Origin of the sequence: Qipengyuania citrea, from assembly GCF_024171405.1 — a bacterium.
In the GTDB taxonomy this organism is placed as follows: Bacteria; Pseudomonadota; Alphaproteobacteria; order Sphingomonadales; family Sphingomonadaceae; genus Qipengyuania; species Qipengyuania profunda.
This window is the reverse complement of the sequence record NZ_JALJZT010000002.1, coordinates 2,474,966-2,492,199: the sequence shown is the minus strand read 5'-3', so window position 1 is coordinate 2,492,199 and position 17,234 is coordinate 2,474,966. Positions and strand designations below refer to the sequence as shown.

The 17,234-nt window shown below is 65.3% G+C and carries 23 protein-coding genes and 1 pseudogene; 9 read left to right on the top strand and 15 right to left on the bottom strand.

Going from position 1 to position 17,234, the window contains the following annotated elements; genetic code table 11:
• Positions 1-54: 54 nt before the first annotated feature.
• Positions 55-951: pseudogene (locus tag J2S32_RS13085) on the top strand (YifB family Mg chelatase-like AAA ATPase); the annotation flags it as partial.
• 3 nt (positions 952-954) lie between these two features.
• Here the strand turns inward: J2S32_RS13085 and J2S32_RS13080 are convergent.
• Complete coding sequence (locus tag J2S32_RS13080; RefSeq protein ID WP_253522059.1) at positions 955-1,305, bottom strand: hypothetical protein; 351 nt, start codon at positions 1,303-1,305, stop codon at positions 955-957.
• Between the two features lie 258 nt (positions 1,306-1,563).
• On the opposite strand from J2S32_RS13080, the gene J2S32_RS13075 reads away from it, so the two are divergent.
• A complete protein-coding gene (locus J2S32_RS13075; protein WP_253522058.1) occupies positions 1,564-2,370 on the top strand; it encodes a hypothetical protein in 807 nt (268 codons plus the stop codon).
• On the opposite strand, the gene J2S32_RS13070 is transcribed toward J2S32_RS13075, so the two are convergent.
• Both J2S32_RS13070 and J2S32_RS13065 read right to left on the bottom strand, forming a co-directional pair.
• Positions 2,367-2,606 (bottom strand): hypothetical protein, encoded by a 240-nt coding sequence (locus tag J2S32_RS13070; RefSeq protein ID WP_367398982.1) that lies wholly within the window; start codon positions 2,604-2,606, stop codon positions 2,367-2,369. The genes J2S32_RS13075 and J2S32_RS13070 overlap by 4 nt on opposite strands.
• A gap of 77 nt (positions 2,607-2,683) precedes the next feature.
• A complete protein-coding gene (locus J2S32_RS13065) occupies positions 2,684-3,238 on the bottom strand; it encodes a winged helix-turn-helix transcriptional regulator (protein WP_253522057.1) in 555 nt (184 codons plus the stop codon).
• Positions 3,239-3,423: 185 nt separating this feature from the next.
• Here J2S32_RS13065 and J2S32_RS13060 point away from each other — a divergent pair, with 185 nt between their 5' ends.
• The gene (locus J2S32_RS13060; protein WP_253522056.1) at positions 3,424-3,768 is read left to right on the top strand and encodes a CC_3452 family protein; all 345 of its coding nucleotides are present in this window, start codon (positions 3,424-3,426) and stop codon (positions 3,766-3,768) included.
• Positions 3,769-3,842: 74 nt separating this feature from the next.
• Here J2S32_RS13060 and J2S32_RS13055 read toward each other — a convergent pair whose 3' ends face one another.
• The 9 genes from J2S32_RS13055 to hisB form a co-directional block, all read right to left on the bottom strand.
• Positions 3,843-4,448 (bottom strand): HAD family hydrolase, encoded by a 606-nt coding sequence (locus tag J2S32_RS13055; protein ID WP_253522055.1) that lies wholly within the window; start codon positions 4,446-4,448, stop codon positions 3,843-3,845.
• A gap of 85 nt (positions 4,449-4,533) precedes the next feature.
• Complete coding sequence (gene ykgO / locus J2S32_RS13050) at positions 4,534-4,659, bottom strand: type B 50S ribosomal protein L36 (RefSeq protein ID WP_118857849.1); 126 nt, start codon at positions 4,657-4,659, stop codon at positions 4,534-4,536.
• 150 nt (positions 4,660-4,809) lie between these two features.
• Positions 4,810-5,190, bottom strand: a complete 381-nt coding sequence (locus tag J2S32_RS13045) for a histidine triad nucleotide-binding protein (RefSeq protein WP_253522054.1) — start codon at positions 5,188-5,190, stop codon at positions 4,810-4,812.
• A complete protein-coding gene (locus J2S32_RS13040) occupies positions 5,190-5,504 on the bottom strand; it encodes a phosphoribosyl-ATP diphosphatase (protein WP_253522052.1) in 315 nt (104 codons plus the stop codon). The genes J2S32_RS13045 and J2S32_RS13040 overlap by 1 nt, the downstream gene beginning before the upstream one ends.
• 39 nt (positions 5,505-5,543) lie before the next feature.
• Complete coding sequence (locus J2S32_RS13035) at positions 5,544-5,699, bottom strand: hypothetical protein (RefSeq protein WP_253522050.1); 156 nt, start codon at positions 5,697-5,699, stop codon at positions 5,544-5,546.
• Positions 5,700-5,776: 77 nt separating this feature from the next.
• Positions 5,777-6,547, bottom strand: coding sequence for an imidazole glycerol phosphate synthase subunit HisF (hisF, locus tag J2S32_RS13030; RefSeq protein WP_253522048.1), 771 nt, complete (start codon positions 6,545-6,547; stop codon positions 5,777-5,779).
• Positions 6,544-7,272 carry a 1-(5-phosphoribosyl)-5-[(5-phosphoribosylamino)methylideneamino]imidazole-4-carboxamide isomerase gene (gene hisA / locus J2S32_RS13025; protein WP_253522045.1) on the bottom strand — a complete coding sequence of 243 codons (729 nt, stop codon included), beginning with the start codon at positions 7,270-7,272 and terminating at the stop codon, positions 6,544-6,546. The genes hisF and hisA overlap by 4 nt, the downstream gene beginning before the upstream one ends.
• A gap of 55 nt (positions 7,273-7,327) precedes the next feature.
• Positions 7,328-7,954 carry an imidazole glycerol phosphate synthase subunit HisH gene (gene hisH / locus J2S32_RS13020; protein WP_253522043.1) on the bottom strand — a complete coding sequence of 209 codons (627 nt, stop codon included), beginning with the start codon at positions 7,952-7,954 and terminating at the stop codon, positions 7,328-7,330.
• A complete protein-coding gene (hisB, locus tag J2S32_RS13015) occupies positions 7,947-8,540 on the bottom strand; it encodes an imidazoleglycerol-phosphate dehydratase HisB (protein ID WP_253522041.1) in 594 nt (197 codons plus the stop codon). The genes hisH and hisB overlap by 8 nt, the downstream gene beginning before the upstream one ends.
• A gap of 112 nt (positions 8,541-8,652) precedes the next feature.
• On the opposite strand from hisB, the gene J2S32_RS13010 reads away from it, so the two are divergent.
• The 4 genes from J2S32_RS13010 (at position 8,653) to J2S32_RS12995 (ending at position 11,435) form a co-directional block, all read left to right on the top strand.
• A complete protein-coding gene (locus J2S32_RS13010) occupies positions 8,653-9,156 on the top strand; it encodes an SspB family protein (RefSeq protein ID WP_253522039.1) in 504 nt (167 codons plus the stop codon).
• 33 nt (positions 9,157-9,189) lie between these two features.
• Positions 9,190-9,639, top strand: a complete 450-nt coding sequence (locus J2S32_RS13005) for a hypothetical protein (protein WP_253522036.1) — start codon at positions 9,190-9,192, stop codon at positions 9,637-9,639.
• A 55-nt stretch (positions 9,640-9,694) separates the two neighbouring features.
• A complete protein-coding gene (gene gmk, locus J2S32_RS13000; protein WP_253522033.1) occupies positions 9,695-10,342 on the top strand; it encodes a guanylate kinase in 648 nt (215 codons plus the stop codon).
• Between the two features lie 124 nt (positions 10,343-10,466).
• Complete coding sequence (locus J2S32_RS12995; protein ID WP_253522029.1) at positions 10,467-11,435, top strand: GGDEF domain-containing protein; 969 nt, start codon at positions 10,467-10,469, stop codon at positions 11,433-11,435.
• 24 nt (positions 11,436-11,459) lie between these two features.
• Here J2S32_RS12995 and J2S32_RS12990 read toward each other — a convergent pair whose 3' ends face one another.
• From J2S32_RS12990 to J2S32_RS12980, 3 genes are all read right to left on the bottom strand, one after another.
• Positions 11,460-12,257, bottom strand: coding sequence for an SDR family NAD(P)-dependent oxidoreductase (locus tag J2S32_RS12990; RefSeq protein ID WP_253522026.1), 798 nt, complete (start codon positions 12,255-12,257; stop codon positions 11,460-11,462).
• Positions 12,258-12,358: 101 nt separating this feature from the next.
• Positions 12,359-13,498 carry an acyl-CoA dehydrogenase family protein gene (locus J2S32_RS12985; protein WP_253522023.1) on the bottom strand — a complete coding sequence of 380 codons (1,140 nt, stop codon included), beginning with the start codon at positions 13,496-13,498 and terminating at the stop codon, positions 12,359-12,361.
• Positions 13,499-13,501: 3 nt separating this feature from the next.
• Positions 13,502-14,686 carry an acyl-CoA dehydrogenase family protein gene (locus tag J2S32_RS12980; RefSeq protein WP_253522020.1) on the bottom strand — a complete coding sequence of 395 codons (1,185 nt, stop codon included), beginning with the start codon at positions 14,684-14,686 and terminating at the stop codon, positions 13,502-13,504.
• 178 nt (positions 14,687-14,864) lie between these two features.
• Here J2S32_RS12980 and J2S32_RS12975 point away from each other — a divergent pair, with 178 nt between their 5' ends.
• Together J2S32_RS12975 and J2S32_RS12970 are read left to right on the top strand one after the other, a co-directional pair.
• Positions 14,865-15,728 (top strand): SDR family NAD(P)-dependent oxidoreductase, encoded by an 864-nt coding sequence (locus tag J2S32_RS12975; RefSeq protein WP_253522016.1) that lies wholly within the window; start codon positions 14,865-14,867, stop codon positions 15,726-15,728.
• A complete protein-coding gene (locus tag J2S32_RS12970) occupies positions 15,728-17,203 on the top strand; it encodes an MFS transporter (protein WP_253522013.1) in 1,476 nt (491 codons plus the stop codon). Before J2S32_RS12975 ends, J2S32_RS12970 begins: the two co-directional genes overlap by 1 nt.
• Positions 17,204-17,234: the final 31 nt, after the last annotated feature.

Sequence of the window (17,234 nt, the reverse complement as noted above, 5' to 3'; positions counted from 1 at the left end):
CGCTAACGGCCCACTTCCCGCCATTCTCGACCGCTTTCCACAGCATTTATCCGTGCGAGTGTAGCCGGACACAACCTGCTGATGATCGGCCCGCCGGGCGCGGGGAAATCGCTACTGGCGAGCTGCCTGCCGGGCATCCTGCCGCCGCTTGCGCCTGCCGAGGCGCTCGAAGTGTCGATGGTGCAATCGGTCGCCGGGACGCTGGCCGAGGGGCGCATCAGCCGCGCGCGCCCGTTCCGTGCGCCGCATCACTCGGCGAGCATGGCGGCGCTCACCGGGGGCGGCCTGCGGGTCAAGCCGGGCGAGGTCAGTCTCGCGCATCTGGGGGTGCTGTTCCTCGACGAACTGCCCGAGTTCCAGCGCGCGGTGCTCGATTCGCTGCGCCAGCCGCTCGAAACGGGCAAGGTCGATGTCGCGCGCGCCAATGCGCACGTCACCTTTCCCGCCAATGTCCAGCTGATTGCGGCGATGAACCCGTGCCGCTGCGGCCATCTGGGCGACCCTGCGCTGGCCTGCAGCCGCGCCCCGCGCTGCGCCGCCGATTACCAGGGCAAGGTTTCGGGCCCCATGCTCGATCGCATCGATCTGCATGTCGAGGTCGATCCGGTCAGCGCCGCCGATCTGGCGCTGCCCCCGCCTGCGGAAGGCAGCGCAGAGGTAGCCGCGCGAGTCGCGGCCGCACGCCAGCGCCAGTCGGCTCGCGCAGAGGCAACCGGCGCCCGGACCAATGCCGAGCTCGAGGGCAGCGCACTGGAGGAATTCGCCGAACCCGACGAGGCCGGACGGCAGCTGTTGTTGCAGGCCGCGACCGCAATGCGGCTATCGGCGCGCAGCTATACGCGGATGTTGCGCGTTGCGCGGACGATCGCGGATCTGGCGGGGGCCGAGCAGGTCGGGCGCATCCATGTCGCCGAAGCGCTCAGCTATCGGCGACAGCCGCCGCGCGCCTGAGCCTCAGACGTCCTCGCTCATGTCGAGGTTGAGCTTGACCGTTTCGTGCTCGTGGTCGCCTTCGAACTTCTTGAGGAAATCCTCGATCGGCACCTGCTGCCCCTTGTCGACCAAGGGGTTCACGCGCGCCATTTCGGCGGTCTTCATCTCGTCGGGCGTCATCCGGACATGGATATAGGGCACCCAGACTTCGCCATATTCGGCCTGCTGGTACCACACGTCGAGGATATCGTAGGACGCCCACTGGCCGCTGGGCTCGCGCAGGCGAATACCTTCGCCAATGCGTGGCACGTTCATCACCTTGATGCGGTGCACATCCTGGTGCGTCTCGTTTTGAACTTCGATTTCGATCACAAGGCAGGTCCGGCTCTGCTGGGTGGATTCGTTACAATGGGGCTTTGTGACAGCGACTTGTTGAGATCGCTTTAACAATGACGTCACGGTGCCACTGCGGCGTTCGGCGGGGCGGGCCGCGGCAATCGTTACCGGCCCGCAGTCTTTGCTTGAAGGCGCGCGCGCAATCGCCCATGCGCGCAGATGTGGGGCGTAGATGTGCGACCGGCGCGTGCCGGTAACCGGCGAGACACCGCGATTTCGAGAAACCCTGTTCCCGTGACCGAACCCGCCTCCCCGATCGCCGGCTTGCGGCAGCGGTATGACGACCTGCCGCCCGAATGGCGTCAGCGGATCCCCGCGCTCGCTCTCGCGCTGGCGGTCGAGATCCTGCTAGTGCTGGTGCTGCTTTCGCTTGGTAGCGTGAAGCGCGAGGTGGTCGCCATGACCGATACGCTGGTTGCCTTCACCACATCGTCGCAAGACGAGGAGGAGGCAGTCGCCGACGCACCCACGCCTGCGGAGGTCCCCGAAGCGGCACAGCCGCAGGTCTCGCAGACGCAGCCTGAGGACGCGGCAGCGGAGCCCCGCCCGCAAGTCACCCCGCCGCTGCCCGTACCGCGCCCGGTCCTGCGCAATGATTTCTCGCTAGAGCGCGTCCCGCAGCAGGCCCCGCCAGCGCCGGCCGAGAAGCCGCAGGCCTATGGTCCGCCCGACACCTCCTCGCCCGGCGACACGCCGCGGATCGCGGGGAGCGGGCCGAATGGCGAACCGCTTTATGCCGCGCGTTGGTATCGCAGGCCGTATGACGATGAGCTCGCCGGGTATCTGTCGACCGCACAGGGGCCCGGCTGGGGGCTGATCGACTGCCGTACCGTGCCTGATTTCCGTGTCGAGGATTGCGTCGTGGTGGGCGAATCGCCGCAAGGGTCGGGTATCGCCCAGGCGGTGCTGGCGGCGGCGTGGCAATTCAAGGTCCGTCCGCCCCAGCGCGGGGGCCGCCCGATGGTCGGCGAGTGGGTGCGAATCAGGATCTCCTACGAGATCGATCCGGGCGAGGCAGCGCGGCGCCGGCTACGCAATTAATCCGCTTCGGGCGCTGCCACCGCATAGGGCGTGTTCTTGACCAGATGGCGGTTGTAGTCGGGCGCGCCGTCGTCCCACCACACCGGCCCGCGCTCACCCAGCGCGATTTTCGCAGCATCGACCTGGACGCGGGCTGCGCTTTCGGCAGCGGCATCCTTCGCGCGTTTGGCCGCCGCCACCGCCCGGCGGGCATCCATCAGCCGGTCGACCAGACGCTGGCGTTCGGCCTCGGGCAAGGCGGGATTGCTGGCGCGCCACAACCGGCCGCGAACGATGATATAGCGTCCGTCGCCGGTACGCTCGACCGAGTCGTTCAGGCCGCGCTCTTGGCCTTGCGGGCGCTGGCAATGTCGACCACGCCGCCACGCTTCAACGCGGCACCGGCTTCGGCCTTGCTGCCATCGGCACGAATGCCGAGATTGGCGCGCTCCACCAAATGGAGATCGGCCGGGCCGAGAATGCGGCCGTCATGGCTGAGAATCGCGGTCGGGCCGATCGGCAGGCGGTCGCGTTCGTCGACCAGCACCGGGTTTTCGACCACTTCGGCGCCGTATTTCTGGCCCCATTGGCGCAGCGCGACCATGGCGGGGAGCAGATCGAGCCCCTTGTCGGTCAGGCGATATTCGATCTTGCGCTTATCATCGGCGCAGGGATCGCGTTTGAGGATCCCGTGCTCGACCAGCTTGGCCAGCCGATTGGACAGGATGTTCCGCGCGATCCCGAGTTCGCTGAGGAATTCCTCGAAGTGGTGGAGGCCGTTGAAGCTGGCGCGAAGGATCATGAATGACCATCGCTCGCCCATGACTTCGAGTGCTTGCGGCAGGCCGCATTCGGTCAGTTCACGGAGCGGTTCGCGGATGTCACCCATAAATTCAGTCCTTTTCCAGCAACCTATCTAGCGAATAATCGGCTTTTGCCAAATTTTTAGATATGTGGGTTGCATTACGCAACCTATACGCCTAGACAGCCTCCCCACAACAGGTTGCTAAATGAAACTCAATTGCGTGGATCACAAGCCCTGTTGATATAATTGCAATCAGGAAGGACTTCCCCATGACCTCCCCCCTCCCCCGGTCGATCAATGTCGGCGTCATCGCCGCCGCCTTTGCCTACACTTCGCTCACCTTCGGTGCGCTGCTCGCACCGACCGCTGCCGAAGCCCGTTCCAACGGCATTTTCTACACCGTCGAACTGGCGCAGCCGGTTGCCGAACGGACCACCACCGTGGCCGGCGGTGTCGCCTGGATCTGCCAGGGCACGACCTGCGTGGCCCAGAAGGGCCGCTCACGCCCACTGCGCATGTGCCGCGAACTCCAGCGCGAACATGGCGAAATCGCCGCGTTCACCGCGGACGACAAGGTTCTCGAGGCCGACAAGCTGGCGCAGTGCAACGGCTGAACCGTATCCAATCCCACCCCTCTCCTTCGGGTGGCTACCTTGCGGGCCCTGGCGATTCGATCGCCGGGGCTTTTTTATATCAGCCCGCGACTCGCGAGATCGCCCTCAAGCGCGGAAGCCTGCGTGAAATGATGGACCTGCCAGCCGCAGGCCGCGGCCGCCTCCACATTGGCCGGGTTGTCGTCGATGAACAGCATGGCTTCGGCGGGCTTGCCGAAGCGGTCCTGTGCCAGCGCGAAGATCGCCGGGTCGGGCTTGGCCAGCTTTTCCTCGCCCGAGACGACTATCTGGCCGAAGCGATCGAAGATCGGCGCGGTGGGGCGAAAGCCGGCCCAGAACTCGGCCCCGAAATTGGTGATGGCGAATAGCGGTATGCCGCGCGCGTCGAGTCGCTCGACCAGCGCATGGCTGCCCGGGACAGGCCCCGGAATGGTCTCGTTGAAGCGCGCCGCATAGGCGCGGATCTCGGCTTCGAAATCGGGGTAGAGCGCGATGCGTTCGGGGACCATGTCGGCAAGCGAGCGCCCGGCATCGGCCTCGAAGTGCCATTCCTCGGTCACCACTTCGTCGAGCAGCTTGGCGAGACGGTCGGGATCGGAAACGATCTTCTCGAACAGATGCGCCAGTTGCCATTGGTAAAGCACCCGGCCCACATCGAATACGACGGCCTCAACCTGCATCACATCACCTCAAACGCGAACGGCCCGTACTCCTCTCGGAGCCGGGCCGGTCTGCAAGACTGCCGCCCAGCGGGCGACGCGCCAATTAGCCCTGGCGGGCCTTGAAGCGGCGGTTGGTCTTGTTGATGACATAGGTGCGCCCGCGGCGACGGATGACGCGGCAATCGCGATGACGGGCCTTGAGCGACTTGAGGCTGTTGCGGATCTTCATGATGTCTCTCTGGAAATAAATGCGCGCCGGAAATGGTGTCCCGACGCGTCGAAATCAAGCGGGCCGTTAACCGGCGGCGGGGATTCGGTCAACCTTATTCGGGTGCGCAAACGGTATCGAACCGACCGCGCCGGTCGCGCCCCGTGCGCCCTATCGCCCGGCGATCATCGGCCCCAGCGGCTCACCACCGAAGATATGGACATGCAGGTGCGGCACTTCCTGCCCGCCGTGCGCGCCGATATTGGCCATCATCCGGTAGCCGGGTTCGACCAGCCCCTTGTCGCGCGCGACCTGGCCCACCGCGCGGACGAAGCCCGCGATCTCTTCCGCGCTCGCCGTGGCGCTGAAATCGTCCCAGCTGACATAACGCCCCTTGGGAATGACCAGCGTGTGCACTTCGGCCTGCGGGTTGATGTCCTCGAAGGCATAGGCCCAATCGTCCTCATAGACCTTGGTCGAGGGGATTTCCCCGCGCAGGATCTTGGCGAAGATATTGTCGTCATCGAAGGGCAGCGTCGGGTCGATCGGCATTAGGCGCTCCTGTTGGCTTTCTCGTCGATCCCGGACACGCCCTCGCGCCGGTCGAGTTCGGCCAGGACCTCGGCAAAATCGATGTCGCGCGCATCCAGCGCGACGAGCAGGTGGAAGAGGATGTCCGCCGCCTCGCCGACCAGTTCTCCGTCATCGCCCGACAGGGTCGCAATGGCAGCCTCGACGCCTTCCTCGCCCAGCTTGCGCGCGATCTGCGGCAGGCCCTTGGCATGGAGGCTGGCGACATAGCTATGCGACGGATCGGCCGCGCGGCGTTGCGCGATGGTCTGGGCGAGACGGGAAAGCGTGTCCATACGGCGTGCTATGCACGGCGCCTGCGCACAGCGTCAATCTCAGTTGCGGCCGATCATGAAGCGCCCGACCAGCACGCCCGCAATCCCGACCGCGACCAGCGTCAGCGTGCTCGGTTCGACCAGCCGCGCGGCGAGACCGGCGGGACCGCCGAGATCCGCGAATTGCGCGGCCAGCGAAATGAACTGGCTGGTCATGGATGCTCCATATCACGGGTCGGCGCTACACAGGATGAACCGCGCCGGCCCTGTCCCGTGAAGGGACGCCGCCCGCGTCAGCCGCGCGCGGGCAATCCCGCGGCGCGCAGCGCGGCATGCGCTTCAGCCACGGTGTGTTCGCCGAAATGGAAGATCGAGGCGGCAAGGACCGCGCTCGCATGGCCGCGCGTCACGCCTTCGACGAGGTGGTCGAGCTGGCCGACGCCTCCGCTGGCGATGACCGGCACCGACACCGCATCGGCAATCGCGCGGGTCAGATCGACATCATATCCGTTCTTGGTGCCATCGCCGTCCATCGAGGTAACCAGCAGTTCGCCCGCCCCGAGCTCGGCCAGCCGGATCGCGTGTTCGACCGCGTCGATCCCGGTCGGCTTGCGCCCGCCATGCGTGTAGATTTCCCAGCCGCGCACATCGCCGCTGGTCAACGCGCGCGCATCGACGCTGGCGACGACACACTGGCTGCCGAATTTCTCGGCGATCTCGCGCACCAGTTCGGGGCGCGTCACTGCCGCCGAATTGACCGCGACCTTGTCCGCCCCGGCGAGCAGCAGCGCGCGCGCATCCTCGACGCTGCGCACGCCGCCGCCCACGGTCAGCGGCATGAAGCAGACCTCGGCAGTACGGCGAACCATGTCGAGCAGCGTCCCGCGCCCCTCATGGCTGGCGGAGATGTCGAGGAAGCAGAGCTCGTCCGCGCCCGCCGCATCATAGGCCTGCGCCTGTTCGACCGGGTCGCCCGCATCGCGCAAATCGACGAAGTTCACACCCTTGACCACGCGCCCGTCGCGGACGTCGAGACAGGGTATGACACGGATGCGGACGGTCATGCGCGCGTCGCCACGCGTAGCGCAGCGGCCAGATCCAGCCGCCCGTCATAGAGCGCCCGGCCGGTGATCACGCCCTCGATGCCGTCCTTCGCGAATTGCGCGAGCGTATCGATATCGGTGAGGCCCTTGACCCCGCCGCTGGCGATCACCGGAATGTCCACCTGCCGCGCCAGCCCCACGGTGGCATCGATATTGACGCCCTTGAGCATTCCGTCGCGCCCGATGTCGGTGAACAGCAGGCTGGCGACGCCCGCATCCTCGAACCGGCGCGCCATGTCGGCGATCGGAACGTCGGAAACCTCGGCCCAGCCATCGGTCGCGACCATGCCGTCGCGCGCATCGACCGCGACCACGATCGCCTCGGGATAGTCGCGCGCCATGTCCTTGACGAATTGCGGATGTTTGAGCGCCGCGGTGCCGATCACGATCCGCGCAATACCTGCCGCAAACCACCCTTCGACATCGGCGGGCGTGCGGATACCGCCGCCCAGCTGGACGCGTCCGGGGAAGGCCGCGACGACCGCCTCGACTGCGCCGCGATTCTGCGCCGAACCCGCGAAAGAGCCGTCGAGGTCGACCACATGCAAATGGTCGGCGCCCGCTTCGGCAAACAGGGCGGCCTGCGCCGCCGGATCGTCGCCATAGACGGTCGCGCGGTCCATATCGCCTTCGGCAAGGCGGACGACCTGGCCGTTCTTGAGGTCGATGGCGGGAAATACGATCATGATCTGGTGTCCAGTGCGGCTTCGGCCCGGGGGCAGCGCGGTAACGTCGGCGAAATCACGGCTTCCATTCGAGGAATTTGCTCAACAGGTCGAGCCCGTAGGCCTGGCTCTTTTCGGGATGGAATTGCACGCCCACGACATTGTCGCGCCCGACCGCGGCAACCAGCCCGCCGCCATGATCGGTCATCGCCAGCACGTCTTCGTGGTGACGCACCTTGAAATGGTAGGAATGCAGGAAATAGGCCTCGCCGCCAACCAGCACATCGTGCCCGCGCGCATGCGGCATCGGGGCAACATCGTTCCAGCCCATATGCGGGACCTTCACGCTGATATCGCTCGGTTCGATCTTGCGCACCGCGCCGTCGATCCAGCCCAGACCCGGCGTCTCGCCATGTTCGAGGCCGCGCGTGGCGAGCAATTGCATGCCCACGCAAATGCCGAGGAACGGCGCCCCGCCGACGAAGACCCGCTCGCGCATGGCCTCGATCACGCCCTGCTCGGCGCGCAGCCCCTCGGCGCAGGCCCTGAACGAGCCGACGCCCGGCAGCACGATCCGGTCGGCGGCGCGCAGCACATCGGGATCGGCGGTTACCTTGACGGTCGCACCGACCCGGCGCAGCGCGTTTTCAACCGAATGCAGATTGCCCGCGCCGTAATCGACAAGCGCGACGATTTCACCCACCGAGCTGCCCCTTGGTGCTGGGGATGGCACCGCGCTTGCGCGGATCGACTTCGACCGCCGCACGCATCGCGCGCGCGAACCCCTTGTAGATCGCTTCGCAGATATGGTGGTTGTTGCTGCCGTAGAGCAGTTCGACATGCAGCGTCAGCCCGCAGGTCTGCGCGACCGAATGGAACCAGTGTTCGATCAGCTCGGTGTCCCATTCGCCCAGCTTTTCCTGGCTGAACCCGGCCTTCCAGACGAGGTAGGGACGACCCGAAATATCCAGCGCGACGCGGGCCAGCGTTTCGTCCATCGGCGAATAGGCGCTGCCGTAACGCGCGATCCCGCCCTTGTCGCCGAGCGCGGCGGCGAGCGCCTGGCCCAGCGCCAGCGCGCTGTCTTCAGTGGTGTGATGCTGGTCGATATGGAGGTCGCCATCGACCTTCATCGTGACGTCGATCAGCGAATGCTTGGCGAACTGTTCGACCATGTGATCGAGAAAGCCGATCCCGGTCTCGACCTGATATGATCCCGTCCCGTCGAGATCGATCTCGACGAGGATCTTGGTTTCCGCAGTGTTTCGCTCGATCCGGCCTGTACGCATGCCGCCGCGCTAGAGCCGCGCGCGGCGAGGCGCAAGATAATGCACCACTTACACGGTAAAGGCGTTCTTAAACCGCTTGACCCCGCCCGCATGCCACTCCACCTAGCGCGGCATGAGCGACGATACGCCCGACAGCCTGATCCCTTATGATTCCATCGTGCAGGAAGCCCTGCGCGCCGTGGTCGGGCGCGTGCTGGGCGAAATCGAGCAGGGCGGCAGCGAACTGCCCGGCGCGCATCATTTCTACATTACTTTCAAGACCCACGCCCCCGGCGTCTCGATCCCGGCCGCCCTGCGCGAGCGTTTCCCCGACGAGATGACCATCGTGCTGCAGAACAAGTTCTGGAATTTGAACGTGCGCGAAGACGGCTTCGCCGTCGGCCTGTCGTTCAACCAGGTCCCCGCCGAACTCGACATTCCCTATGCCGCGATCACGCAATTCGTCGATCCGGCGGTGGATTTCGGACTGCAGTTCCAGGCGACCGTCGCCGACATGGCCCCCGCGCCGACCGAACATCCCGATAACGACGGGACGGAACAGGCGGTAGGCGAAGCCGTTGAAGGGGCAGATGACGGCTCCAATGTCGTCACGGTCGATTTCGGCCGCAAGAAGTAAGCGCCGGGTCTTCCCGGTAGAGCGGGACATGACATGGCGAAACTCGGACTGACCGACGAAGACAAACCCAACCATCTGACCGATGTGGTCGGCGATGGACTCGAACGCGTGACCGACGGGTCGCCGTCGCATGACGATCCGGTGCCGGGCCCGAGCACCAATCCGGCGACCAATCTGATCATCCACGACATCCTGCTGCGCAGCGCTGGACGGCTGTCGCGCATGGCGGTCGAAAAGGCAGTGCTGGGCCGGCAATATGGCAAGCAGTTTGCCAAGGATGCGGTCGAAAGCCGCAGCCTCGTGCACACGCTGGCGGCTTACGGCGTGACCAAGGTCGCGACCAAATCGGTGCCCGGCGCATTGGTGGTGACCACCGGACTCGCGCTGAAGGTTCTGTTCGATCGCAGCCAGTCGAAGCGCCAGGCGCGCCGCAAGGGTGACCGCATGCTGCACAAACAGGCGTCCTCCGACAGCAAGATCTGACAGGATACTGCGCGCAGGGGTTGATTTGGCGGCGTCCGATGCGGCAACAGCGCGCATGGCCGAATCCACCCTGCAATCCGCTACGCTTGCCCGCCGGGGGCTGATGTTCATCCTTTCCTCGCCCAGCGGGGCGGGGAAGACCACTATTTCGCGCATGCTGCTCGGCAGCGACGACGAGATCAAGCTCTCGGTCAGCGTCACCACGCGCCCGCCGCGCGCGGGCGAAGTGGACGGGGTGCATTACTATTTCGTCGACGATGCCGAATTCGATCGCATGGTCGAGGAAGACGATTTCTACGAATGGGCGCATGTCTTCGGCCATCGCTATGGCACGCCCAAGGGGCGTATCCGCAATGCGTTGAAAGAAGGGCAGGACTTCCTGTTCGACATCGACTGGCAGGGCACGCAGCAGCTGTTCCAGAAGGACCAGCAGGACGTCGTCCGGGTGTTCATCCTGCCGCCGAGCATCGCCGAACTCGAACGCCGTTTGCGCAGCCGCAATACCGATCCCGAAGAGGTGATTGCCGCACGCATGGAACGCGCCCGCGCCGAGATCAGCCACTGGGACGCCTATGATTACGTAGTGATCAACGAGGATGTCGGCAGCTGCTTCGACAAGGTCAGCGAAATCCTCGACGCCGAACGCATGAAGCGCCAGCGCCAGACCGGGCTGATCCCCTTCGTGCGCGAACTGATGGCCTGACACGGGCCCGGGATACCCCGCAGCATATGCGCATGTTCAATCTTTGGGCCCTTTTCGCGCCGCCAACCGTTAGGCGGGCAGAGTTTTGGCAAGAGTTCGAGGCGGCCGGATAAATATGTCCCCGATGCAGTCCGATCATGCGGCGAAGGTCATGGCGTTTCTCGAACGCCACCGGCTGCCGCCCTCCCCGCAGAATTACACGCTCGCCTATATCGCGCTGAACGACGCGGGCTCGCCCATGGGCCGCGCGGTCGAGGCGATCATCGCCGAAGGCTACCGCATCAAGCAGGACGAGGCGGACGAGATTTTCGATCGCCACGGCGGGATCGCGATATTCGGGTCGCAGGAACGCAATGACGGCGAACTGACCGCGCATCTGCGGCACCAGGCGATCAAGCTGGGCGAACTCGCGTCCTCGGCAGCCGATGCCACCGGCGCCTTTGCGCGTGAACTGAGCGAAGAGGCGGGCGCATTTTCGGGCGACAGCAGCAATACGCTGTCCATCGTCGCGCGGATGATCGAGCAATCGCTCGACACGCAGACCCGGCTGATCGCGGCGATGGACGAAGTCAAGGCGCTGCGCGAGGAGCTCGAGGCGGCGCGCCACGATGCCCAGCGCGACGAATTGACCGGCCTTGCCAATCGCCGGGCGATCGACGGCTATCTCGGCGAACTCGCGGCGAAAGGCGAACCGCGGATCATCGCGCTATGCGATATCGACCACTTCAAATCGGTCAACGACCGCTATGGCCACAATGTCGGCGACCGCGTGATCAAGCTGGTTGCGGATACGCTGGACGACGCCTGCAGCCCGCATTTCGTGGGCCGGTGGGGCGGCGAGGAATTCATCGTCGTCATCCCGTCCGACGATGCCGCCGCGGCGGTCAAGCTGCTCGATTTCGCGCGCAGCGAATTGGCCGACAAGGAATTCAAGCTGCGCGAGACCGACGAGCCGATGGGGCTGATCTCGTTCTCGGGCGGCGTCGCACTGGCCACCGGCGGGGCCGAGGCCAATGCGGCATCGCTGCGGCAGGCCGACCAGGCGCTTTATCGCGCCAAGGCCGCGGGCCGCAATTGCATCCTCTGCGCCTGACGGGTCGCCCCCGCCGACCCGGCCTTAGCTGGGTTCGGCGAAGTGGGTCGGCAGCAGGGCGTTGACGATCCCGCCATCGACGGTGAGCGTTTCGCCGATCGTATAATCGCCCGCACGGCTGGCGAGATAGACTGCGGTGCCGCCCATATCGAACTTGTCGCCCACGCGCTTCGACGGAATGCCCGCCGCGCTCGCGTCTTCGTGGTCGCGCGCCGCGCGGTTCATGTTCGACGGGAAGGCCCCCGGTGCGAGGCTGGTGACATAGACGTGATCCTTGACCAGCCGTGCGGCCATCCGCCGCGTCAGATGGATCAGCGCGGCCTTCGATGCCTGATAGCTGTAGGTTTCCCACGGGTTGACCCGCTGGCCGTCGATCGAGGTGATGTTGATCACCTTGCCCGGCTTGTCCGCGCTGGCCGCGGCCGTCAGCAGCGTGTGCAGCTTCTGCGTGAGGAAGAAGGGCGTCTTGACGTTGAGGTCCATGACCTTGTCCCAGCCCGCCTCGGGGAAGTCGAGATAATCGACGCCCCAGGCAGCCCCGGCGTTATTGACGAGAATGTCGAGCTTGCTTTCGCGGCCCGACAGTTCTTCCACCAGCGCTTCGATCCCGTCGATGGTCGACAGATCGCCCTGGATGCCGATCACCCGTTCGCCCAGTTCGGCGCAGGTTTCCTCGATCTCGTTGATCTTGCGAGCGCTGATATAGACGCGGTCGATGCCCGCGGCGAGGAAGCCCTCGACGATCATCTTGCCGATGCCGCGGCTGCCGCCGGTAACCAGCGCAACGCGCCCCTTGAGGCTGAACAGGTCTTCTAGGTTCATTTAATTCATCCTTTCGTCATCCCAGCGAAAGCTGGGATCGCTCGCCGCCCGTGCGGAGCATGCCGACCGCGACCCCAGCTTTCGCTAGGGTGACGGCTTGATCAGTAGCCCGACAGCTCCGCGACGCGCCCGGCATGGTAGTACTGGTCGCCGAGGAATTCCTGCAGCGCGCGGTCGCGCTTCATATAGAGGCCGATGTCGTATTCGTCGGTCATGCCGATGCCGCCGTGCATCTGCACGCCTTCGCGCACCGCCAGCCCGGCGACCTTGGCCACCTTGGCCTTGGCGACCGAGGCCATCAGATCGGCCTTTTCGCTGCCGCCATCGACCAGCTGCGCGGCCTTGACGGTGACCGCGCGGGCGATCTCGACTTCGGAATAAAGATGCGCAGCGCGGTGCTGCAACGCCTGGAATTCGCCGATGACCTTGCCGAACTGCTTGCGCTGCTTGAGGTAGTCGACGGTCATGTCCATCGCGCCGCGGGCCACACCCACGCCTTCCGCGGCCGAGCCGACCCGGCCCGCCACCAGCATGGCATCGAGCACGGCGCGGCCGCCATCGACCTCGCCGATCACCGCATCGCCATCGAGCTCGACATTGTCGAAAGTGACATGGCTGGCCATCGAACTGTCGACCAGCCGCACACTGTCGTGCGTCATCCCGGCGGCATCCTGCGGCACGGCGAACAGCGTAACGCCGTCCTTGTCGCTATCGCTGCCCGAGGTGCGCGCGGCGACGACGATCATCTCGCTGCTGGCGCCATAGACCACGAAGTCCTTCCTGCCCGACAGCTTGAAGCCATTGCCCGACTTTTCCGCCTTGCAGGCGATGCGTTCGGGGCGGTGCTTGGCGCCTTCGTCGATGGCGACCGAATAGACTTTTTCGCCCGAGATGAGGTGCGGCAGCCAGCGGCCCTTCAGATCATTGCTGCCATGCTTCAGCGCAGTGGCCGCGAGCACGGAGGAGGCCATGAAGGGCGAAGGGGTCAGATTGCGACCGATTTCCTCGAGCACGATATTGGCTTCGACCTGGCCCATGCCGAGCCCGCCGTCATCTTCGTCCACCAGCATGCCGGTGAACCCCATTTCGGCGAATTGCTGCCACAGCGCGTGGCCGAAACCATCCTTGCAGTCGCGGTCGCGCCAATGGCGCAGCTGTTTCTTGGTCGATCCTTCCTCGGCCATGAACTGGCTTGCGGAATCGGCCAGCATCGCCTGGTCGTCGTCGTAATAAAGAGGCATCGATCAGGCTCCCGGCAGGTCGAGAATACGTTTGGAGATGACGTTGAGCATGACTTCGGACGTGCCGCCCTCGATGCTGTTCGCCTTGGTGCGCAGCCAGTTGCGCGATGGCTTGCCGCCGCCGGTCTCCTCGCTGTCCCATTCGAGCGCGGTCGAGCCGCCCGCCGCCATCATCAGTTCGTGGCGGCGCTTGTTGAGCTCGGTCCCGGCGTATTTCATCATGTTCGGCTGCGCGGGATGCGCCTTGCCGACCTTGATTTCGTCGAGGAATTTCTCGCCCATCGCGCCATAGGCCAGCGCATCGACGTCGAACTGCGCCAGTTCGGCGCGCAGCACCGGATCGATGTCGCCATTGGCGCGCGCCAGTGCGGCGCCGATGGTCCCGGTGTTGCCGCCATCGGCGCCCGAGATCATCTCGCGTTCGTGGCCGAGCAGATATTTCGCCACGTCCCAGCCGCGATTGATTTCACCGACATAGGCAGGGACGTCCTCGCCATAGCTCTTGGGCACCGTCACATCGTCGAAGAAGGTTTCGCAGAACGGGCTGTTGCCGCTGATCAGCAGGATCGGCTTGGTCGCCACGCCTTCGCTCGCCATGTCGTAGAGCATGAAGGTGATGCCCTGGTACTTGTTGTCCTTGTCGGTGCGGACGAGGCAGAAGATCCAGTCGGCCTTGTCGGCATAGGAGGTCCACACCTTCTGGCCGTTGACCACCCAGTGATCGCCCTTGTCCTCGCCATAGGTCTGCAGCGAGACCAGGTCCGATCCCGAACCGGGTTCCGAATAGCCCTGGCACCAGCGAATTTCGCCGCGGGCGATTTCATTGAGGAAGCGCTGTTTCTGGCCTTCGGTACCGAAATGCAGCAGCGCGGGGCCGAGCATCCAGATGCCGAAGCTGGACAGCGGCGGGCGCGCGCCGATGCGGGTCATTTCCTCGCGCAATACCTTGGCTTCGGCAGGCGACAGCCCGGCGCCGCCATAATCCTTGGGCCAAGCGGGAACGGTATAGCCCTTGTCGCGGCAGACCTCGAACCAGGCTTTCTGCGCATCGTTCTTGAAGGTTGCGTTGCGGCCACCCCAATAGACATCGTCCTCGTCGCGGACGGGTTCGCGCATTTCGGGCGGGCAATTCGCTTCGAGCCATGCGCGCGTTTCCGCGCGGAAGGCTTCAAGGGCGCTGTCGGACATTGGCCGAATCCTCTCTTTTCAAAACAGCGGTATGTTGACGCTTACGTTAGGGTGATTCGCCCCGCCTATGCAAGGCCAGTCGCAGCCGCCTGCATTTCCGTAACGTCAGCCGGAATTCGTTGACGCGATGCGCCGCTGCCCTAAGCTGCACGCGGAGAAATTCGGGGAGAGAGTAGGGATGCGATTCTCGGGAAAGACCGTCGTCGTGACCGGCGCGGCATCGGGTATCGGCGCGGCGGCAACTGCGTTGTTCGCGGGCGAAGGCGCGGTGGTTTTCGCCAGCGATATCGATGTCGCGGGCGGCCAGCAGCTCGCAGCCGATAGCGAGGGCGACGTCCGCTTCGTCGAATGCGACGTGTGCGATCCGGCGGCGATCAAGGCGCTGATGGACCGTGCGGCGGACGAAACCGGCGGGATCGACACGCTGTTCAACAATGCCGGTGCAGGCGGTGCGCGCGAGGGGATCGACGAGGTCGAGCCCGACGCGTGGGACCGGACGATGGACCTGCTGCTGCGCTCGGTGGCGATGGGCATCCGCTATGCGGTGCCGCATATGAAACACCGCAAGGGCGCCAGCATCGTCAATGTCTCCAGCGTGGCCGCAGTCGGCCCGGGCTATTCGCCGACCACCTATGCAGTGGCCAAGGCGGGTGTGCTGCACCTGACCAAATGTGCCGCCACCGACCTGGCGCAGCACGGCATCCGCGTGAATGCGGTCCAGCCCGGCTTCATCAACACCAATATCTTCACCTCGAGCCTCGAGATGACCGGCGAGATGAAGAGCATGGCCAAGGCGGCGATCGCGCAGATGTCTTCGAATGCGCAGCCGGTGGCGCGCGGCGGCCAGGCGATCGATATCGCCAATGCGGTGGCCTTCCTCGCCAGCGAGGAAGCCGGTTTCATGACCGGCGCATCGCTGATCGTCGATGGCGGGATCACGCTCGGCCCCCGGCATAGCTGGGATCCCGAGGAACCCCGGCTGTTCGCGGCGCTGGAAGCCATGGAAGAACAGGCGAAGAAGGCGGCGCAGCCCGCCGCCTGATGCCTTTCGTTACCGGCCCCCTCCCCCAGCGCCTCAAGCTGGTCCACGGCTTCGGTGCGGTGGCCTTCGGGGTCAAGGACAGCGGTTTCAGCTTCTTCCTGCTGCCGTTCTACAACCTTGTACTGGGGGTCGATGCCAGCACGGTCGGCGCCGCGCTGGCGACGGCGCTGCTGATCGATGCGATCGTCGATCCGCTGATCGGCAATTTGTCCGACCGCACCTATACGCGCTGGGGCAGGCGGCTGCCGTGGCTCTATCTGGCGCCGTGGCCGCTCGCGCTATTGTGGACAGTGCTGTGGTCGCCGCCCTTTACCGGAACCCCGGGCTTCTGGGAGATCGTGGCGCTGGCGGTGGGCGTACGGCTGCTGCTGTCAGCCTGCGAAGTCCCCTCGGTCAGTCTCGTCCCCGAAATCACCGACGACTATGACGATCGTACCACGCTGTTCCGTTATCGCTTCCTCTCGGGCTGGCTCGGCGGACTGCTGATGATGGTGCTGGCGTTCACCGTCTTCCTGCCCACGCCCGCTTCGCAGCTCCAGCCCGAAGGCTATGCCAGCTACGGCATGTTCGGCGCGGCGCTGATGGCACTGGCGGTGATCGGCTCGGCAGCGGCGCAGCACCATATCGTGGCGCAGCTCCCCGCGCGCCGCCCGCCGCCCTTTTCGATCCGCGGGGCCTTTGCCGAGATTTTCGATGCCTTCCGCGAGAAGGCGTTCGTCATCTTCGCGCTGGGCGGGCTGGCGGCCTATGTGCTGCAGGGCATGACCTTTTCGATCACGCAATATGTGAATCTCTACGTATGGCAGTTTTCCGAGCTCGCCTTCCAGCTTTACCCGGTCGCCCTGTTCCTTTCGGTGGTGCTGATGTTCGTCATCGTCGGCCCGCTGCACCGGCGCTGGGGCAAGCCCAAATCGGCGGCAATCGGCGCGCTGGTCGGGCTGGTCTTCTATTGCGGCCCCTATGCGCTCTATCTCGCAGGGGCCTGGCCGACGCCGGGCACCACCGCATCGACCGCGCTACTTTATGGCTTCCTGGTCTGCGCCAATACCGCCAGCGTGGTGTCGATCATCTCGGCCACCTCGATGGTCGCGGAAATCGTCGAGGCGTTCGAGGAACGCACCGGGCAGCGCGCCGAAGGTACGTTCTACGCGGGCAACTGGCTGGTGCAGAAATGCGCGACTGGCGGCGGCATCCTGCTGACCAGCCTGATCGTGCAGTCGATCGATCTGGCGCCCGGCACGCCGCAGGCCGAGGTTGCGCCCGAAACCGTGACCCGGCTCGTATGGCTGTTCATGCTGGTAGCCACTGCGCTGGCGCTGGTGGCGGCGTTCTGGCTGTCGCGCTTCCCGATTTCACGCGAGCAGCACGAAGCGCGGGTGGCGGCGCGCCGGTCGCGCGATCCCGATGCGGCGGAGCGTGACCCGCTGGACGAGGCAGCCCGCGCCGACCCTGATGGACACACGATAACCCCCTGACCGCCGAGCCGGGACTTGGCTTGGCCACAAC